Consider the following 18,269-nt stretch of genomic DNA (forward strand, 5'->3'; position numbering starts at 1 on the left):
CGTAAGGGAAGCATACAAGATCATTATCTTGTTTACAAAGCTTTGAGAAGCTTTGTATAAATTTGAGACTTATGTATAACGGATCTGCTACGTTATACATAAGTCTATTTTTTATAACTAAATATAATTAAATTAATTTTTATTGGAAAATATTTTATTAAATGTTTATTAAGTATATAATCTATTTTTAGATTTTAAGAAAAATAAAAGAAAATTTTGAAACTTTGTTAAATACGTAACTCAAGTTGTTTTAAAATTTTAATAAAAGTGTTAAAATATATATTATAAATTTGGTAATAATAAAGTTTTAATATATGAAAATAAATTTGATTAGGAGAATGAAGGTTATGGATAAGAAAAAGAATATTTCTATGGCTGTAATTAAAAGACTGCCAAAATATCATAGATACTTACAAGAGTTGTTAAGAAATGATGTAGATAGAATTTCTTCAAAAGAGTTAGGAGAAAAGATAGGCTTTACAGCGTCACAAATACGCCAAGACTTAAATTGTTTTGGAGACTTTGGCCAACAGGGCTATGGATATAATGTAAAAGATTTATATAATCAAATAAGCCTAATATTGGGATTAAATAAAGAATACAAAGGAATCATAGTTGGAGCAGGAAATATAGGTCAGGCAATAGCAAATTACAGTAGATTTTCTCAAATAGGGTTAACTATAGAAGCTATATTTGATGCAAATCCTAAGCTTATTGGAATGAAAATAAGAGATATAGAAATACAAGATATTGATAACTTAAAATATTATTTAGGAGATAACAGTATAGATATAGGAATAATTTGTGTTCCTAGAATAAATGCACAAAAGGTTAGTGATACTTTAGTAGAAGGTGGAGTAACAGGCGTATGGAATTTTGCTCCAGTTGATTTATCTGTACCTGAAGAAGTTACAGTTGAAAATGTTCATTTATCAGAAAGTTTACTAACATTAATATATTTACTTCATGATAAAGATGAAAGTAAGTAGTTACATTAAAAAATTGCCTAAAATTAGAAATATTTATTGCAAAAGAAAATTTAAGAGTTTATAATAATAATTGAAGCGGGGGCTTCAATTATTTTTTTTATTAATTGTTACAAGATTAACAAATGGTTTATTTATTAAACATATAGATTATTAAAGAATTTTTGATATGTTTAGTTAAATATGTCACATTAAAGGGTATAAAGTATAGGTTTGAGAAGCTTATATAATTAAAGATTAATGAAAAATTGAATAATTTTATATAAGTATAGTTAAAGGGAGGACTTTATTATGGAGTTAAAGAATGTAATTCTTGAAAAAGAGGGAAATCTAGCTATTGTTACAATTAATAGACCTAAAGCTTTAAATGCTTTAAATTCAGGGACTTTAAAAGATTTAGATGCAGTTTTAGATGATTTAGAAAATGATCAAAATATTTACTGTGTCATACTAACAGGATCTGGGGAAAAAGCTTTTGTTGCTGGAGCAGATATTTCTGAAATGAAGGACTTAACTGAAGATGAAGGAAGAGAATTTGGTCTTTTAGGAAACAGAGTTTTCAGAAGATTAGAAAAATTAGATAAGCCTGTTATTGCGGCTATATCAGGATTTGCTTTAGGTGGTGGATGTGAATTAGCTATGGCTTGTGATATAAGAATAGCTTCAGAAAAGGCTAGATTTGCTCAACCAGAGGTTGGTCTTGGAATAACACCAGGATTTGGAGGAACTCAAAGATTACCAAGATTAGTTGGTGAAGGAAAGGCCAAAGAGCTTATTTATACTTGTGCGACTGTAAAGGCAGATGAAGCTTTAAAAATAGGTTTAGTTAATAAAGTTGTAGCATTAGAAAGTTTAATGGAAGAAGCTAAAAATATGGCAAAGACTATAATAGCAAATGCTCCTATAGCAGTAAGGCTATGTAAAGATGCTATAAATAGGGGGATGCAAGTAGATATAGATAAAGCTATAAAAATTGAAGCCGAAGATTTTGGTAAATGCTTTTCTACAGAAGATCAAAAAGAGGGCATGGAAGCATTTATGGAAAAGAGAGCCAAAAATTTTTCTAACAAATAGTCAGAAAAAATAAAATATAAAAAAAATTCAAATTAAAATAATTAAAAATATTTAAATTAAGTAAATTCATATAATTAAAAAAGGTTCAATATCAAGGAGGTATATTAAATGAATTTTCAATTAACTAGAGAGCAAGAATTAGTGAGACAAATGGCTAGAGAATTCACTATAAATGAAGTAAAACCAATTGCTGCTGAAATTGATGAAACTGAAAGATTTCCAATGGAAAACGTTGAAAAAATGGCCAAGCTTGGAATGTTAGGAATTCCTTTTTCTAAAGAGTACGGTGGAGCAGGTGGAGACACGCTTTCTTATATATTAACTGTAGAGGAGCTATCAAAGGCTTGTGGAACTACAGGGGTTATAGTGTCTGCCCACACTTCTCTTTGTGCATCTTTAATAGAGCAGTTTGGAACTAAAGATCAAAAAGAAAGGTATTTAAAAGATCTTGCAACAGGTAAAAAACTTGGTGCTTTTGGTTTAACAGAACCAGGAGCAGGTACAGATGCGGCAGGTCAACAAACAGTAGCAGTATTAGATGGAGATAATTATATATTAAACGGATCAAAAATATTTATAACTAATGGAGGAGTAGCAGAAACATTTATAATATTTGCTATGACAGATAGAAGTAAAGGAACAAAGGGAATATCAGCATTTATAGTTGAAAAGGATTTTCCAGGATTCTCAATAGGAAAGAAAGAAGAAAAACTAGGAATTAGAGCTTCTTCAACAACAGAATTAGTTATGAGTAATTGTATTGTTCCAAAGGAGAACTTAATTGGACAAGAAGGTAAAGGCTTTGGTATAGCTATGAAAACTCTAGATGGAGGAAGAATAGGTATAGCAGCTCAAGCTTTAGGAATAGCAGAAGGAGCATTTGACGAAGCAGTTGCTTATATGAAGGAAAGAAAACAATTTGGAAGACCATTAGCAGCATTCCAAGGTTTACAATGGATGATTGCAGAAATGGATACAAAAATAGAAGCTGCAAGACACTTAGTTTATAAAGCAGCATGCTTAAAGGATGCTAAACTTCCATATTCAGTAGAAGCAGCAAGAGCTAAACTTTATGCAGCAGAAGTTGCTATGGATGTAACAACTAAGGCTGTTCAAATATTCGGTGGATACGGATATACTAGGGAATATCCAGTTGAAAGAATGATGAGAGATGCTAAGATAACTGAAATCTATGAAGGAACATCAGAAGTTCAAAAAATGGTTATTTCAGGAAATGCATTAAGATAATAAGGGAGGATTTATAGATGAATATAGTAGTTTGTTTAAAACAAGTTCCAGATACAACAGCTGTTAAGATTGATCCAAAAACAGGAACACTTATAAGAGATGGAGTTCCATCAATAATAAATCCAGAGGATAAACATGCTTTAGAAGAAGCATTAACAATAAAAGACAATACAGGAGCGAAAGTTACAGTAATAAGTATGGGACCTCCTCAAGCACAAAATGCTTTAAGAGAAGCTTTATGTATGGGAGCTGATGAAGCTATTCTTATAACTGATAGGGCTTTTGCGGGAGCAGATACATTAGCAACTTCAAAGGCTTTAGCAGGAGCTTTAAAAAAGTTAGAGTATGATATAGTATTTGCAGGAAGACAAGCAATCGATGGAGATACTGCTCAAGTAGGTCCAGAAATTGCAGAGCATTTAAATATACCTCAAGTAACATATGTTCAAGATGTTAAAGTAGAAGAAGATGGATTATTAGTAAATAGAGCATTAGAAGATGGGTATGAATTAATAAAAGTTAAGGCACCAGTTCTTTTAACAGCTATAAAGGAATTAAATGAGCCAAGATATATGAATGTTAAGTATATCTTTGACACAGCTAATAAGGAAATAAAGATTTGGTCAGCTGATGATATAGATGTGAATAAAGATGAATTAGGACTTAAAGGATCGCCGACTAAGGTTAAAAAGAGTATGACTAAAGAAGCTAAAGGAGCTGGAGAAATAATAAATGAAGTTCCACAAGAAGCTGTAAAGCATGTATTAGGAAAATTAAAGGAAAAGCACTATATCTAAGATATATGGGAGGTAAAAAATATGAGTATGGCAGATTACAATGGAGTTTGGGTATTTGCTGAGCAAAGAGAAGGGGAACTTCAAAAGGTTTCTCTAGAATTATTAGGTGAAGGTAGAATGATTGCTGATAAGTTAGGAGTAAAACTAACAGCATTGCTATTAGGAGATAAAGTTAATGGATTAGCAGACACATTAGGAAGACATGGAGCAGATGAGGTTATCGTTGCTGAAAATGAGTTATTAAAGCATTATACAACTGATGGATACACAAAAGTTATTTGCGATATAGCTAATGAAAGAAAACCAGGAATATTATTTATAGGAGCTACTTTCATTGGAAGAGATTTAGGGCCTAGAGTAGCAGCTAGATTATCAACAGGATTAACAGCAGACTGTACAGTTTTGGATGTTGATGTTGAAAAAGCAGATTTACTAGCTACAAGACCAGCTTTTGGTGGAAACTTAATGGCAACAATAGCTTGCCCTGATCATAGACCACAAATGGCTACAGTAAGACCAGGAGTGTTCTCAAAGCTTCCAGATGAAGATAGAGAGTTTACTGTAGAAAATGTTGAAGTTAAGCTAGAAGAAGCAGATATTAGAACTAAAATAGTTGAAATTGTAAAGGAAGCTAAGGATATAGTTGATATAAGTGAAGCTAACTTTATAGTAGCTGGAGGTAGAGGAGTTGGTTCTAAGGAAAACTTTGCTATACTAGAAGAATTAGCAGAAGCCTTAGGAGGAACTGTTGCAGGATCAAGAGCAGCTGTGGAAAATGGTTGGATAGAAAGAGATTATCAAGTTGGTCAAACAGGTAAAACAGTAAGACCAAATATATATATAGCATGTGGTATTTCAGGAGCAATACAACACGTTGCAGGTATGCAAGACTCTGACATGATAATAGCTATAAATAAAGATTCATCAGCTCCAATAATGAAGTCAGCAGACTATGGAATAGTTGGAGATTTATTAAAAGTTGTGCCAGAAATGACAGCACAAGTAAAAGAGTTAAAAGAAGAGAAATAGAATTAACATACAATAAATATAATTGACAATTAGCAATAGAAAATAGACAATTAAAGAGTAAATTTAATATTTATTAATTTAGTTTTTTTGAATTGTTAATTATTAATTGACAACTATCAATTATAAAGGGGTGTTTAGTAAAAATGGAAAAGATTTTTGTAATAGGCGCAGGAACAATGGGTGCTGGAATAGTTCAAGCTTTCGCTCAAAAAGGATATGAAGTTATAGTTAGAGATATCAAAGATGAATTTGTTGAAAGAGGAATAGCTGGAATAAATAAAGGCTTAAGCAAATTAGTTTCTAAGGGAAAAATGACTGAAGAAGATAAGGAAGCTATACTTTCAAGAATAACGGGAACTACTGATTTATCTCTTGCTGAGGATTGTGATTTAGTAATAGAAGCCGCAGTAGAAAATATGGAAATTAAAAAGAGTATATTTGCTGAACTAGATTCAATTTGTAAGGAATCAGCAATCTTAGCTTCTAATACTTCATCATTATCAATAACAGAAGTTGCATCAGCAACAAAAAGACCAGATAAAGTTATAGGAATGCACTTCTTTAATCCAGCTCCAGTAATGAAGCTAGTAGAAGTTATAAGAGGTATAGCTACATCTCAAGAAACTTTTGATGCTGTTAAAAATTTATCAGTTGCAATCGGAAAAGAGCCTGTAGAAGTTGCAGAAGCTCCAGGATTCGTAGTTAATAGAATACTTATTCCAATGATAAATGAAGCTACATTTATACTACAAGAAGGAATAGCTTCAGTTGAAGACATAGATACATCAATGAAATATGGAGCAAATCATCCAATGGGACCTTTAGCTTTAGGAGATCTTATAGGATTAGATGTTTGTCTAGCTATTATGGATGTTTTATATAATGAAACAGGAGACAGTAAATATAGAGCAAGTAGTCTTTTAAGAAAATATGTTAGAGCTGGATATCTTGGAAGAAAAACAGGAAAAGGATTCTATAACTATTAGAATTTAATAATAAAGAATTAAAACTAGTGAGAGAGTAAAGGAATAAATTCCTAAGCTCTTTCACTTTTTTTTATTTGATATATTGTATATAATATTAGAGGTTTATAATAGTTTAAAGTATAGTTTGTTATAAAATAATATTCATTTTATTGACATGTAGATTTTTATTGCATAGTATATAACTAGGAATAAATATATAATATAAATTGTTAGGTGAGGCTCCTATAAAGAAAAATGCTACTACCCAGAAAAATCTAGAGATTCCAATGGGTTAGCAAGAATCATCGCTAAGGTGATTTTTAATGTAGCTGACATTGTGTCTACGCTTTATAGTGCTAAAGCTCTACGATTATAAAGCTAATGTTATTAACTTTTGTCGTAGAGGGCAAAAGTTTTTTATTTTGAAGGGAGATGTTACTATGGACTCGTATCTGGGGACAAGGTATGAATTGAATAGATTTAGATATAAAAAAGATAGGAAAGTCTTAATAGTAGTACTCTCTATTGAAGGATTTTCTCCTATCTAAATTTAGGAGGAAAATTTATGAAATTAGATATGAATAAGGAAGAGTTAAGAAGATTTTTACTTCATGCTCCACAAGATAAAATTATTAAGTATATAGAAGATATACATCCAGTAGATATATTAGATGTATTGCGTGATAATAAAGACGATATAACTGATATTTTATATAGATTACCAGAGGAATTTATAGCATCAATAATAGATGAAGCTGAAAATGAGGAAAAGTATCAAATACTTAGTGAATTCTCAGAAAACAAACAAAAAAATATTATTGAAGAAATGTCCTCAGATGAATTAACAGATTTATTAGGTATTTTAGATGAAGAACAAGCAAATAAAATTTTAGCAAAGATGACTGATGCGGATGCTAGAAAAGTTAGGCAATTATTAAGCTATGACCCAGATACTGCCGCAGGGATAATGGCTACGGAATTTATATCAGTAAAAGAGAATATGACGGTAGAGGAAACTTTAAAATATTTACAACAATATGGAGAAGAGATTCAAAATATATATGACTTATATGTAATAGATAATTTTGATAAGCTTAAAGGAATAGTTCCATTAAAAGATTTAGTAGTCTCAGGGTTTAATACTAAGATATCAGATATTTTAAATACTAATGTAGAATGGATTCCCTATAATATGGATCAAGAAGAAGTTGGACATAGGTTTGAGAAATATGGATATTTAACTATGCCTGTAGTAGATAATGCAAAAAGATTACTTGGTATAATAACCTTTGATGATGTGATGCAAATATTAAGGGATGAAAGTACAGAAGATATTCATCGTCTTGGGGGAATAGACAAGGAAGAAAAGATTAATGGAACATTAGGAGAGTCAGTAAAAAGTAGATTACCTTGGCTTGTTATTAATTTAGTTACAGCTATTTTAGCATCAGCAGTTGTAGGGATGTTTGAAGGTACAATAGGACGAGTAGTTTCTTTAGCTACATTTATGCCAATAGTTGCAGGAATGGGCGGAAATGCGGGTACACAAACATTAACTATAATTGTTAGAGGATTAGCATTAGGGGAATTAAACTTTAACAATATTAAGCATACATTCTTTAAAGAGGTCGGAATCGGACTTATAACAGGTTCTGTAATAGCTATTATAATATCTATATTAGGATATATGTGGGAAAGAAATATTGTTTTTGGAATAGTTATAGGTGTAGCCATGGTTTTAAATATGGTTGTTGCTACAATGTCAGGTTATGTAGTACCAATAGTGCTTAAAAAGCTTAATATAGACCCAGCATTAGCTTCATCCATATTTGTAACAACATTTACAGATGTATTAGGTTTCTTCTTCTTCTTAGGATTAGCTACCTTATTATTAAATTATTTAATTTAAAGAGTGATCATATTGACAATCAAAAATAGTAAAATGTTTATAAAATTAAATTTATAGGGAAGTTCATTGAATTTCTCTATTTTTTTAAACTAAATAAGGTTTATTTTAAAATTATCAATTTGCAATTTTTTATTTTAATTTATATTGTGTTATAATTAATTAAAAGAAGAGGGGAATAGTTCGTTTATGTCTCGGGGATAAATAATATATTAATGAGATATATAGAGGTGAAGAAATGGATTTTAAAAATGTTATATTTGAAGAAGATAAAGCTATAATACAAGGAGTTAAAAACTTTAATATAAAGCAAATATTAGAGTGTGGGCAATGTTTTAGATGGGATAAGATAAATGATTGTAATTACATAATTGTTGCCTATGGAAAAGTTATAGAAGTAATTCAAAAAGATGATGAAGTTACAATATATAATACTAATGAAAAAGACTTTAATAACATATGGTTAAATTATTTTGACTTAGAAAGAAGCTATGATGATATAAAGGATGTTCTTGCAAAGGATGAAATACTTAGAAAAAGTGTTGAGTTTGGGTATGGAATCAGAATATTAAATCAAGATCCTTTTGAAATGCTTATAAGTTTTATAATATCAGCTAGAAATAGTATTCCATCAATAAAGAAAACAGTTAAAAAGATATGTGAAAAATGGGGAGAAAAAGTAGAATACAAAGGAAATGAATATTATACATTCCCAACTCCAAAAGCAATTAAGGGATCCACACTAGAGGAAATACAAGAAACAGGTGCATCTTTTAGAAGTAAGTATATAGTTGATACTATTAAAAAAGTTAATGAAGCTCTAGTAATTAAAGAGGATATAGAATTAAATCCTACTAAGTATGAAGAAAGACCAGAAGTATTAGATTTTGATTTAGAGTACATAAAATCATTAAATGATGATGAATGCCATATAGCACTTCAAAAGTTTATGGGAGTAGGAGCAAAAGTTGCTGATTGTATAATGTTATTTTCAATGGCAAAACATTCATCTTTTCCTGTAGATGTATGGGTTAAAAGAGCAATGATTCATTTTTATGTTGCTCCAGATGTATCTTTAAATAAAATGAGAGTATTTGCTAGGGATAAATTTGGTGCCTTATCAGGGATGGCACAACAATATTTGTTCTACTATGCAAGGGAAAACAAAATAGAAGTATAAAAAAATAAGGTTGGAATAGCAAGGATGCATCCAACCTTATTTTGTTTTATTATGGGTTCTTATCAATAAATAAAGTTCCATCACTTTGAATTTCAGCATAAAAGACATCCTTAATTGAATTTATATTTTGCTTAGCGAGTTCATCTTTTACCCACTTCTCATCTAAATCAAATTCTTTTAAATTATGCTTTATTATTTTACCATCACTAATTATTTCAGAAGGAATATATTTTATCTCGGAAACAGGTATTTTCATATCAGACTTAGTTGGTTGATGATGCTCAGGTTTTTTCATTACACTTAAGCTTCCGTTTGGCTCTAATATAGCATATTCCACTTCTAAAATAGAGAAAACACTATTCTTTCTAAGTAGCATTGAAAGATCATCAATATTAAGACCGGTTGAAAATAAAGAATCTTTCATAATTTTACCTTTTTTTATCAAGATAGTTGGTTGTCCGTCTAGTATATGTCTTATTTTTCCTGATTTTAAGCTTATGTATGAAGCAAGGCTACTTAGTACGCACCACCAAATCAAACCAATAACTTCATCCGTAATGGGCCTATGAATATCACTAACTACATTGGCAGCAATAGAACCAATTGTAATCCCAGTAACATAATTAAAAAATGTTAGATGACTCATTTGCTTTTTTCCAAGTACTCTTGTTGATGTTAACAATACAATAAATATAACGGTTGTTCTGAATAATAAATTAAGTATGTCTACATTTCCTATATTCATATTAAACATCTCCTCTAAAAATATGAATTTTTAAGACAATAAGAATAAAAAATAACCTTTTCATCTATAATAACTTAATTTATGTTTTCCAAAGCTAATTAATTTATTCAAGAATGTTTTTTTATCAGTTGAAAGATGGCATAAATGATAGAAGTATATAGAAGTTAAGAAAAGATATGTATTAAAAATTAATATGAGATATCTATTAATTTTAATAGAGTATAATATTGGAATTTAATAATAATAAAGATATAATTAGATAGTAGAGGAAGTTATTAATAATATACTAGACATAGCTTAAAATTAGTAAGGTTTATAATATGTTATTATAGTAAAAAGAATTATATAAGACAAGTTGTATAGGGGGAAGGAAAAATGTATTATTTAGGTATTGATGGAGGCGGAACTAAAACAAAGTATCTACTAGTTAATGACAAGCTTGAAAAGGTATCAGAAAAGGAAGGTTCAACTATACACATTCATCAAGTTGGTGTGGATGGTATAAAAAAAGAGTTAAGAGAAAATATTGCAAAGGTATGTGAAGAAGCGAATATAGAATTTAAGGATATAGCCTATGCATTTGCAGGAGTCCCTGGATATGGAGAAAGCTTAGAAGACATGGAAAAAATTGATAAAGCTATAAAAGAAGTTATGGAAATACCATATTCTATTGATAATGATGCTGTTAATGGATGGGCAGGGGGAACTGCTTGCAAGCCAGGAATAAATGTAGTTGCTGGTACAGGTAGTATAGCTTATGGAAGAAATTCAGAAGGTAAGCTTGCTAGATGTGGCGGGTTTGGACCAGGAATAGGTGATGATGGTAGTGCATATTGGATTGCCTTAAGGACTATAAATGAATATACAAAGCAAAAAGATGGAAGAAAAGAAAAAACTGCTTTATACGATATATTAGAAAAAGAGTATAATATAACATACCAATATGAAATAGTTGACGTAGTATTTAATAGATTGAAGTTTAATAGAACAGAATTAGCTAAATTCTCTAAAATATGTTTTCTTGCAGCGGAAGAAGGATGTCCAGATTGTAAAAAAATATTTAGGGATGTTGCAGAGGCTATATTTGAGCATATAAATGCTATATCAAAGGAATTAAATTTTAAAGATGAATTTGTAGTATCATATACAGGTGGGGTATTTAAGTCTGGAAAACACGTTTTAGAGCCTTTACAAGAAATGATAAATGATTCAGAGTTAAAATGTAAATTGCAAGAGCCAGCATTAGATCCATGGAATGGTTCAGTATTATTAGCATATACTTTAGCAGGTAATGAAGTTCCGGATAATGTTAAAGAAATATTTAAGTAAAAGAATATAAATAAAACGAGGCTGGTCTGAGATAGCCTCGTTTCGTTTTTGTAATCAGTAACAAATTAGATAAAATAGCTTATATGTTGAATAAGTTAAATAATACTAAATTTAAATTAATAAAAAAAGAGGACTGCTAGTAAACAGCATGTCCTCTTTTTATTTATATTAACCCCACATTGTGAATCCAAATAAGTGACCGAATAAAGCACCAACTATTCCAAGTACAAGTAATAAACCTATACATTTAACAGGAGACCATTGTCTTTTCTTAATTAAGTAGTATAACATTAATGTTAGAGCTAGTGGAATCATTTGAGGAAGAACACCATCTAATATTTTTTGTATATTAATTGGAGCTTCTCCATTTGGTATTTCAATAGCTAATCTTGTTGCACCATAGTTTGAAGTAAGTGCACCAACTATGAATACACCTAGCATAGAAGCTGAACGTGTAAATTCTTTAGCATTTTTAGTTAGGATATCAATTGCGCTTGAACCTAAATTATATGACCAATGCATTAACCAATATCTAATTCCAAATTGAACACCATTAAATATTAATAAGAATAGTATTGGACCAGCTAAAGATCCATTAATAGCCATATTGGCAGTGATACCAGCAGTAATTGGAACTAATGTGAACCAGAAAATAGCATCTCCAATTCCACCTAAAGGTCCCATTGCAGCAACACGGACAGCACGGATAGTATTAGTATCAGCTTTTTGTTGCTCTAATGACATAATTATACCCATAACAAAAGTTACAAGGAATGGGTGAGTATTAAAGAACTCTAAGTTATGTTTCATAGACTTTGAAAGGTCTTCTTTATCAGTATGAATTTTCTCTAATCCAGGTAATATTCCGTATAACCATCCAGCAGCTTGCATTCTTTCAAAGTTAAATGAAGCTTGTAAGAATAATGAACGCCAAACCATCTTGTTTAAAGTTTTTTTGTCAAGTTGTTTGGCAGGAGTCAAATCTTTATATTGTGTAGCATTAGATTCCATCTTCGTCATCTCCTCCTATTCCTATATTTGCTGTAGCAGATTTCATTTTTACGTTAATTTGGAAGTCATAGAGAGCAATTGCGATTCCGATGAATGCGATTAATAATAATGCAGATCCAGCTAAACCTTCTATTTTACCTATTATAGTTGCAAGTGCAAAACCTGCAAAGTAAACTCCCCATAAATCTTTTGATAACATAATACGTAATAAAATTGCAAATCCAACATAACGCATCATATTACCAGCAGCACTAAGTCCACCCATGAACCAAGCGTATTGTTCTGATAATCTTGATAATGCATCACCAGCAGCACTACCTCCGATTAATCCTATAACAACTACAAGTGCAAAGAATCCGCCTAAAGCAGCCATTGCTAAATAGTTAATTCTTTCAATACCCTTTGTATCTGCTTTTTCAGCATATTTATCAGCCCTTGACATTAATGGTGACATAGCTGTAAATAATAAAGTAACAGAATATTGTCCCATTACTGCAAATGGAAATGCTAATCCAACTGCAGCAGCTGGCTCTAATTTAGAAGAAATGGCAAATACTACAGCCATTATTCCTCCGATAACAGCATTTGGAGGTTGAGCTCCTCCAACAGGCATGTTACCGATTGTCATTAATTGATAAGTACCACCTACAATAAGTCCAGTTTGTAAATCTCCAAGAATTGCACCAATAACAGCTCCTGATACAATTGGTTGATACAATGATTCTAAGAAACTAAATTGATCAATACCTGCAATGAATGCAAATACTGCAACCAAGAGAATTTGTATAATATTAAAATCCATTTAGTATTCCCCCTGTATTATTTTATTTAAAAATCTTCTCAATACTTTCTGAATTTTCGGTAGGAACTCTTCTTATTTCAAGCTCTACTCCTAATTCCTTTAATTTTTTGAATGCTTCTACATCCTTGTCATCTACTGCAACGGAACCAGCAACTTGTCTTTTTCCTTCTGCCATGTGCATATTTCCAATATTAACTTTCTTTATTGGAACTCCACCTTCAACAAGTCTTAACACGTCAGTAGGAGTTTCGCAAACTATAAATATAAGTTGTTTAGCACTAGCTTTATGAATTGTACTTATAGTTTTCTCTACTGTCCAATAACGAGTTGAAGCATAAGCTGGTGCAGCCATATCCATTAGACCTTGTCTTAGTTTGTCTCCAGCTACAACATCATTTGCAACTAGAATTAAGTTTGCACCAATAGAACCACACCATTGAGTTGCAACTTGTCCGTGAATTAATCTGTTGTCTATTCTTGTTAATACAATATTCGGCATAATATCACCTCCTTTTTGTGAAAACATTTTATTTTCACCAATATGAGAACATTATATACTTAATATAAATGATAATCTTTACACTTTTTAGTATTTGTTTTATTCTTTTTAACAACGTTTACAAAGTGGAGTTAAATTTAGTTTTGTAAAAATACGATGTTAGTATTAATATAGTATATTAATGCTACGGCTAAGTTCTCTTTTAAATTCAAAAAAAACTATGATATAATATATTAATAAATTTAATTTAAATATTAATTGATTAATTAATTCTTATAATATAAAATTAGCTAATCAAAATAAAATTGATATTAATTAAGGATTAGCGAAAGTCTTATTAGAAAGTAATATTAGTAATTTATATTGAGGTGATTTTTATGTATGATAAAACAACTAGTGCTCAATTTAGAAAGTATGGTTCTGTTTATGATGAAGCTAAGGATATACATAAGGATGATTTAATATTAAAGCAAATTGTAACTAGTGATAAAGTTATTTCTAGCCTATACAATTTCTCAGAACCAACATATATAGAGATTGTTAAAGGAATGGCATCTATATTAATAAGTGATTCAAGTAATGGTGATTTCAAACTGTTTGCAGTTCATAGAAAATTAGAAATTAAGCCTAATATGTATTTTAATATTGTTTCAATGACAGATCAAGTCACTTTTAATTTAATAATACCGTCAGGATATAATCTTAAACTTGAATTTTTAAATCCACCATATGTTTATAATAGAATATTGCCTACTATAAATATCCCTGAAATAATAGCTTATTATTATACGATTAAAAGTCCAAATTACAATTTTAAAGGAGAAAGTCATAGTTTATTTGAATTGACATTTGTTGATAATGGAACTTTAAATACATCTATTGATGGTGTTGATTACACATTAAACTCATCTGATCTAATTGTATATGGTAAAAATCAATTTCACACACAATCTGTAAATATGGATTCAGCTTGTTCATATTTAACAATTATGTTTGATATGGAATGTGATGATTCTAGTTTAATATGCAATAGAGTGTTTCATTGCAGAAAGGAATTATACAAGGCTGTAAGAACTTTTGCAAAAAATATATCAAGTACAATACCATACTCAGAAAATCTTATTTTGAGCAATTTTCATGAAATTATAATTAGATTATTACAATATGATTATTTAGAAATTGATGATAGCAAGTTACATAAAGAGTCATATCAGCATTTTCAAGATGAATTATTAGAAGGGATATTAGCATATATTGAAGAGAAGATTTCTTCTCCAATAACTATAGAAGAGCTTTGTATTAAATTTTCAATTTCAAGATCATCTTTGCAAATGATGTTTAAAAATAATTTAAATACATCACCAAAGAAATATATTAATGATTTGAAATTATCTAAGAGTAAGAAATTGATTAAAGAAAATAAATATACTATTAGTGAAATAGCATTTATGTTAGGTTTTAACTCAATACATTATTTTTCAAGAGCTTTCACACAACATTATGAAATAAGTCCTAGTGAATATGCACAAAGTTTATTTAAATCATAAGAGCTGCCATTTCGGCAGCTCTTTATTTTATTATAAAATGTTTTGAATTGAATATCTAGATACAGTTATTACTGTGTTTTTAGCAATTTCAATTTCTATCTTTTCTTCTCTTACAGATATTACTTTACCATAAACTCCACCACAGAACATTACTTTCATGCCTGGCTTTAATTCAACATGAACATCCTTAAGTTCGGAGGTTCTTTTTTTTATGTTTCTAGCTGATATAAATAGTAATATTAAGGCACCTATCCCTAATAATACTGCAACAGTGATGCATGTCCATATAACTACTTCCCAATTTATCATTGCTAGATACCATCCTCGCTTTCATCATCTTCATGAAGTATAAATTCAAATTTTACAACTCCGCTTTTACCTACTTCAATAGCTGATTCAGATAGTGAATTCAAATCATCTATAATATCTTTAGTCATAGATATTTCAAGAAGCATAGGCAAATTTGTGCCACCAATTACTTCCATTGGTTTTTCTATTTCTGTTTTAACTTCAACTAAAGTTTTAAATGGTGATCCTCCAGCTAAATCACTAAGAGCTAAAATACTGTCACAATTATCTAAATTTTCTAATGAGGCATAATATTTCTTCTTTAAATCTTCTGTTGAATCTGTTTCCTCAAAGTCGATATATTCTACGTTGCAAGGTTCTCCTGCAATTAGCTTTAAAGATGTACGTAATCCAGATGCAAAGTTACCATGTCCACTAATTATTAATCCTATCATTGTTATCATCTCCTAAAATAGATTATGTAATATTCAATAATTATAATTATAATGAAGAATGACTTAAATTCAATAAGAATGGTGAAAGATATAAAATATATGTTTAAAAGTGCAAATATTAGACAAGTAAACTTAGGTATAATTATATATAAGTTTAATTAGGAGGTATATCATGTTAATACAAAGTAAGAGAGTCTGGATTGCTGATCAATTTATTCCAGCTCAAATCGAGATAGATGATAATAAAATAGTGAATATTTATGCTTATAATGAAAAGCAAGATGCTTACGATTATGCTGATAAGAGAATTTTGCCAGGATTTATAGATATCCATTGTCATGGAGCTTATGGGTTTGATACAAACGATGCAAATGAGCAAGGATTAAGAAATTGGACAAAGGTGATAGCAAGTGAAGGAGTTACTTCAATATTACCTACTACTATAACTCAAAGCAAAGAAGTGCTTATTAAAGCTTTAAGCAATGTTGCAAAGGTAGTAGAAGAGGGATATGAAGGAGCAGAAATATTAGGAATTCACTTTGAGGGACCTTATCTTGATATGGAATATAAGGGGGCTCAACCAAAAGAATATATAGTTAAGCCTACTATTAAGGAATTTCAAAGTTACCAAAAAGCAGCAAAAGGGTTAATAAAATATGTAACTTTGGCAACTGAAATAGATGAAGACTACTCACTTACAGAATATTTATTTAACAATAATATAGTAGTAAGCATAGGGCATTCAGCTTCCACATATGAAGATGCAATATTTGCTTTTGCGCATGGGGCTAGATCACAAACTCATGTATATAATGGCATGACACCGTTTAATCATAGAAAAAATGGATTAGTTGGAGTTGCACTGAGGGTTAAGGGAATGTATGGTGAAATAATTTGTGATGGAAATCATTCTACTACCACAGCTCTATATAATTTCTTTAATGCAAAGGGCCCAGATTATGGAATTATGATTACAGATGCCTTAATGGCAAAGGGATATGAGCCTGGTTCTAAATTTATGTTTGGAGGAAATGAAATAGAAATTTATGAAGATGGAAGTGCTCATTTAGTAGAAACAAAAGGGTTAGCTGGTTCTACATTAAAGATGAATGATGGACTTAGGATATTAGTTGAAGAAGCTATGGTACCGTTTAACTATGCTATTAATTCATGCACTATTAATCCAGCCAAGTGTTTAGGTGTTGATAAACAAAAGGGAAGGATAGGAGTTGGATATGATAGTGATTTAGTAATTCTTAATAATGATTATTCAGTACATCAAACATATTGTTTAGGAAAGGCGATGTTATAGTGAAAAAGAATATTATAAATTTAGCCGGAAATAACATATACTTGGATAGATATGGAGATACAGTCTATTATAATGTTTTTGATAAAAATGGATATATTGTATCTAAGCAAATGGAACAAAAATTTAGAATATTTTATCATAGATATTTAACTATATTTATTGTTATGATTTTATTAGGAGATTATTTTAAATCTTTACAAAATACGTTTTTAGTTGGAGTTGGAACTATAGTTTTAGTAGAACTATACTTTAGACTTAGCTTTTTAAAGAAGCTAAAAGTAATTAAGGACTTTAAAAGAGAACGTAAGACATCGAGGTTAGAAAGTATAATTAATAGTAAGGAGAAAGAAAAGACAATAATGAAAGCATGTGCTTATGTTTTGTTAAGTGTTCTTCTTATTATAAATGCAGTACAACAAAATTTTAATGTATTATTTTTAGTATTAAGCATATTAGCTTCAGTATATAGCTTTTATATAGGAATTATTAATATTGTTGCTTTTAGTAAAATAAAAAAACTAATAAAATAGATATTTTAAATTTTTAAAGTATCCATTTTATGTACAGTATGAAATATTATTTATAATATAGATTATAATAAAAGAATCATGGTCTAAAAATAATTTAGGTATAAATATTTATAAGAATTTACAATCAAAGAAATAGTATATATAAAATATAATTTAGAAGATAAGAAAAGGAGCTGTCACATTAACGGATTAAAATCCGTTAATGTGACAGCTCCTAGTTTGTTTTGAATTTAAAAGAGAACTTAGTAGCGGGTATTAATATAGTATATATAATTATATTAATACTAAAATCATATTTTTACGAAACTAAAAGTAACTTTAATTTGTAAACGTTGTTAAAAAAAGTAAGACAAATACTAAAAAGTGTAAAGATTAATATTTATATTAATTGTATAATTTTCCTATATTAGTAAAACGAAATGTTTTCACAAAAAAGTAAAGTGATGATATGTACAATATTTTACTAACAAGAATAGACAACAGATTAATTCATGGACAAGTTGCTGGTTCTGTTGTAGTAGATGACAAAGACGTAGAAACATTCAAAAATTAATGTAATTAAAAAT

At 29.6% G+C, this 18,269-nt stretch carries 18 protein-coding genes and 1 riboswitch; of the genes, 12 read left to right on the forward strand and 6 right to left on the reverse strand.

The annotated features are described in order from the left end of the window. Nucleotides 1–347 precede the first annotated feature (347 nt). The 8 genes from ACYUEX_RS16020 (at nucleotide 348) to ACYUEX_RS16055 (ending at nucleotide 9,185) form a co-directional block, all read left to right on the forward strand. A complete protein-coding gene (locus tag ACYUEX_RS16020; RefSeq protein WP_460289065.1) occupies nucleotides 348–989 on the forward strand; it encodes a redox-sensing transcriptional repressor Rex in 642 nt (213 codons plus the stop codon). 288 nt (nucleotides 990–1,277) lie between these two features. Beyond that, nucleotides 1,278–2,060: a short-chain-enoyl-CoA hydratase gene (locus ACYUEX_RS16025; RefSeq protein ID WP_460289066.1), complete on the forward strand. Its 783-nt coding sequence runs from the start codon at nucleotides 1,278–1,280 to the stop codon at nucleotides 2,058–2,060. A gap of 108 nt (nucleotides 2,061–2,168) precedes the next feature. Further along, complete coding sequence (locus ACYUEX_RS16030) at nucleotides 2,169–3,308, forward strand: acyl-CoA dehydrogenase (RefSeq protein ID WP_460289067.1); 1,140 nt, start codon at nucleotides 2,169–2,171, stop codon at nucleotides 3,306–3,308. A 17-nt stretch (nucleotides 3,309–3,325) separates the two neighbouring features. Beyond that, a complete protein-coding gene (locus tag ACYUEX_RS16035; RefSeq protein WP_411169657.1) occupies nucleotides 3,326–4,105 on the forward strand; it encodes an electron transfer flavoprotein subunit beta in 780 nt (259 codons plus the stop codon). Nucleotides 4,106–4,126: 21 nt separating this feature from the next. Beyond that, the gene (locus ACYUEX_RS16040; protein ID WP_411169658.1) at nucleotides 4,127–5,134 is read left to right on the forward strand and encodes an electron transfer flavoprotein subunit alpha/FixB family protein; all 1,008 of its coding nucleotides are present in this window, start codon (nucleotides 4,127–4,129) and stop codon (nucleotides 5,132–5,134) included. Nucleotides 5,135–5,277: 143 nt separating this feature from the next. Then, entirely contained in the window at nucleotides 5,278–6,120 is an 843-nt protein-coding gene (locus ACYUEX_RS16045; RefSeq protein WP_460289068.1) for a 3-hydroxybutyryl-CoA dehydrogenase, read from the forward strand. A gap of 198 nt (nucleotides 6,121–6,318) precedes the next feature. After that, nucleotides 6,319–6,480, forward strand: a riboswitch (M-box (ykoK) riboswitch). 184 nt (nucleotides 6,481–6,664) lie between these two features. Continuing rightward, nucleotides 6,665–8,008 (forward strand): magnesium transporter, encoded by a 1,344-nt coding sequence (gene mgtE / locus ACYUEX_RS16050; RefSeq protein WP_460289069.1) that lies wholly within the window; start codon nucleotides 6,665–6,667, stop codon nucleotides 8,006–8,008. Nucleotides 8,009–8,243: 235 nt separating this feature from the next. Next, entirely contained in the window at nucleotides 8,244–9,185 is a 942-nt protein-coding gene (locus ACYUEX_RS16055; RefSeq protein ID WP_460289070.1) for a DNA-3-methyladenine glycosylase family protein, read from the forward strand. 49 nt (nucleotides 9,186–9,234) lie between these two features. Here the strand turns inward: ACYUEX_RS16055 and ACYUEX_RS16060 are convergent, their stop codons facing one another. Further along, the gene (locus tag ACYUEX_RS16060; RefSeq protein WP_460289071.1) at nucleotides 9,235–9,930 is read right to left on the reverse strand and encodes a YetF domain-containing protein; all 696 of its coding nucleotides are present in this window, start codon (nucleotides 9,928–9,930) and stop codon (nucleotides 9,235–9,237) included. 375 nt (nucleotides 9,931–10,305) lie between these two features. Here ACYUEX_RS16060 and ACYUEX_RS16065 point away from each other — a divergent pair, with 375 nt between their 5' ends. After that, nucleotides 10,306–11,259 carry an N-acetylglucosamine kinase gene (locus ACYUEX_RS16065; RefSeq protein ID WP_460289072.1) on the forward strand — a complete coding sequence of 318 codons (954 nt, stop codon included), beginning with the start codon at nucleotides 10,306–10,308 and terminating at the stop codon, nucleotides 11,257–11,259. 168 nt (nucleotides 11,260–11,427) lie between these two features. Here the strand turns inward: ACYUEX_RS16065 and ACYUEX_RS16070 are convergent, their stop codons facing one another. From ACYUEX_RS16070 to agaV, 3 genes are read right to left on the reverse strand one after another with little or no spacing between them, the layout of a single operon-like run. Continuing rightward, entirely contained in the window at nucleotides 11,428–12,270 is an 843-nt protein-coding gene (locus tag ACYUEX_RS16070) for a PTS system mannose/fructose/sorbose family transporter subunit IID (protein WP_460289073.1), read from the reverse strand. After that, the gene (locus ACYUEX_RS16075) at nucleotides 12,260–13,072 is read right to left on the reverse strand and encodes a PTS mannose/fructose/sorbose/N-acetylgalactosamine transporter subunit IIC (RefSeq protein ID WP_460289074.1); all 813 of its coding nucleotides are present in this window, start codon (nucleotides 13,070–13,072) and stop codon (nucleotides 12,260–12,262) included. The genes ACYUEX_RS16070 and ACYUEX_RS16075 overlap by 11 nt, the downstream gene beginning before the upstream one ends. A 22-nt stretch (nucleotides 13,073–13,094) precedes the next feature. Further along, nucleotides 13,095–13,571, reverse strand: a complete 477-nt coding sequence (gene agaV / locus ACYUEX_RS16080) for a PTS N-acetylgalactosamine transporter subunit IIB (protein ID WP_460289075.1) — start codon at nucleotides 13,569–13,571, stop codon at nucleotides 13,095–13,097. A gap of 377 nt (nucleotides 13,572–13,948) precedes the next feature. Between agaV and ACYUEX_RS16085 the strand changes: the two genes are divergently transcribed. Next, on the forward strand, nucleotides 13,949–15,118 hold the full coding sequence (locus tag ACYUEX_RS16085; RefSeq protein WP_460289076.1) for a helix-turn-helix transcriptional regulator: 1,170 nt from the start codon (nucleotides 13,949–13,951) through the stop codon (nucleotides 15,116–15,118). Between the two features lie 30 nt (nucleotides 15,119–15,148). Here the strand turns inward: ACYUEX_RS16085 and yajC are convergent, their stop codons facing one another. Next, nucleotides 15,149–15,427 (reverse strand): preprotein translocase subunit YajC, encoded by a 279-nt coding sequence (yajC, locus tag ACYUEX_RS16090; protein ID WP_460289077.1) that lies wholly within the window; start codon nucleotides 15,425–15,427, stop codon nucleotides 15,149–15,151. A 2-nt stretch (nucleotides 15,428–15,429) separates the two neighbouring features. After that, complete coding sequence (agaF, locus tag ACYUEX_RS16095; protein ID WP_460289078.1) at nucleotides 15,430–15,861, reverse strand: PTS galactosamine/N-acetylgalactosamine transporter subunit IIA; 432 nt, start codon at nucleotides 15,859–15,861, stop codon at nucleotides 15,430–15,432. 172 nt (nucleotides 15,862–16,033) lie between these two features. Here agaF and nagA point away from each other — a divergent pair, with 172 nt between their 5' ends. Continuing rightward, complete coding sequence (gene nagA, locus ACYUEX_RS16100) at nucleotides 16,034–17,173, forward strand: N-acetylglucosamine-6-phosphate deacetylase (protein WP_460289079.1); 1,140 nt, start codon at nucleotides 16,034–16,036, stop codon at nucleotides 17,171–17,173. Further along, a complete protein-coding gene (locus ACYUEX_RS16105) occupies nucleotides 17,173–17,703 on the forward strand; it encodes a hypothetical protein (RefSeq protein ID WP_460289080.1) in 531 nt (176 codons plus the stop codon). The genes nagA and ACYUEX_RS16105 overlap by 1 nt, the downstream gene beginning before the upstream one ends. The last annotated feature ends 566 nt before the right edge of the window (nucleotides 17,704–18,269 follow it).

The organism is Clostridium sp. CTA-7, from assembly GCF_054768095.1.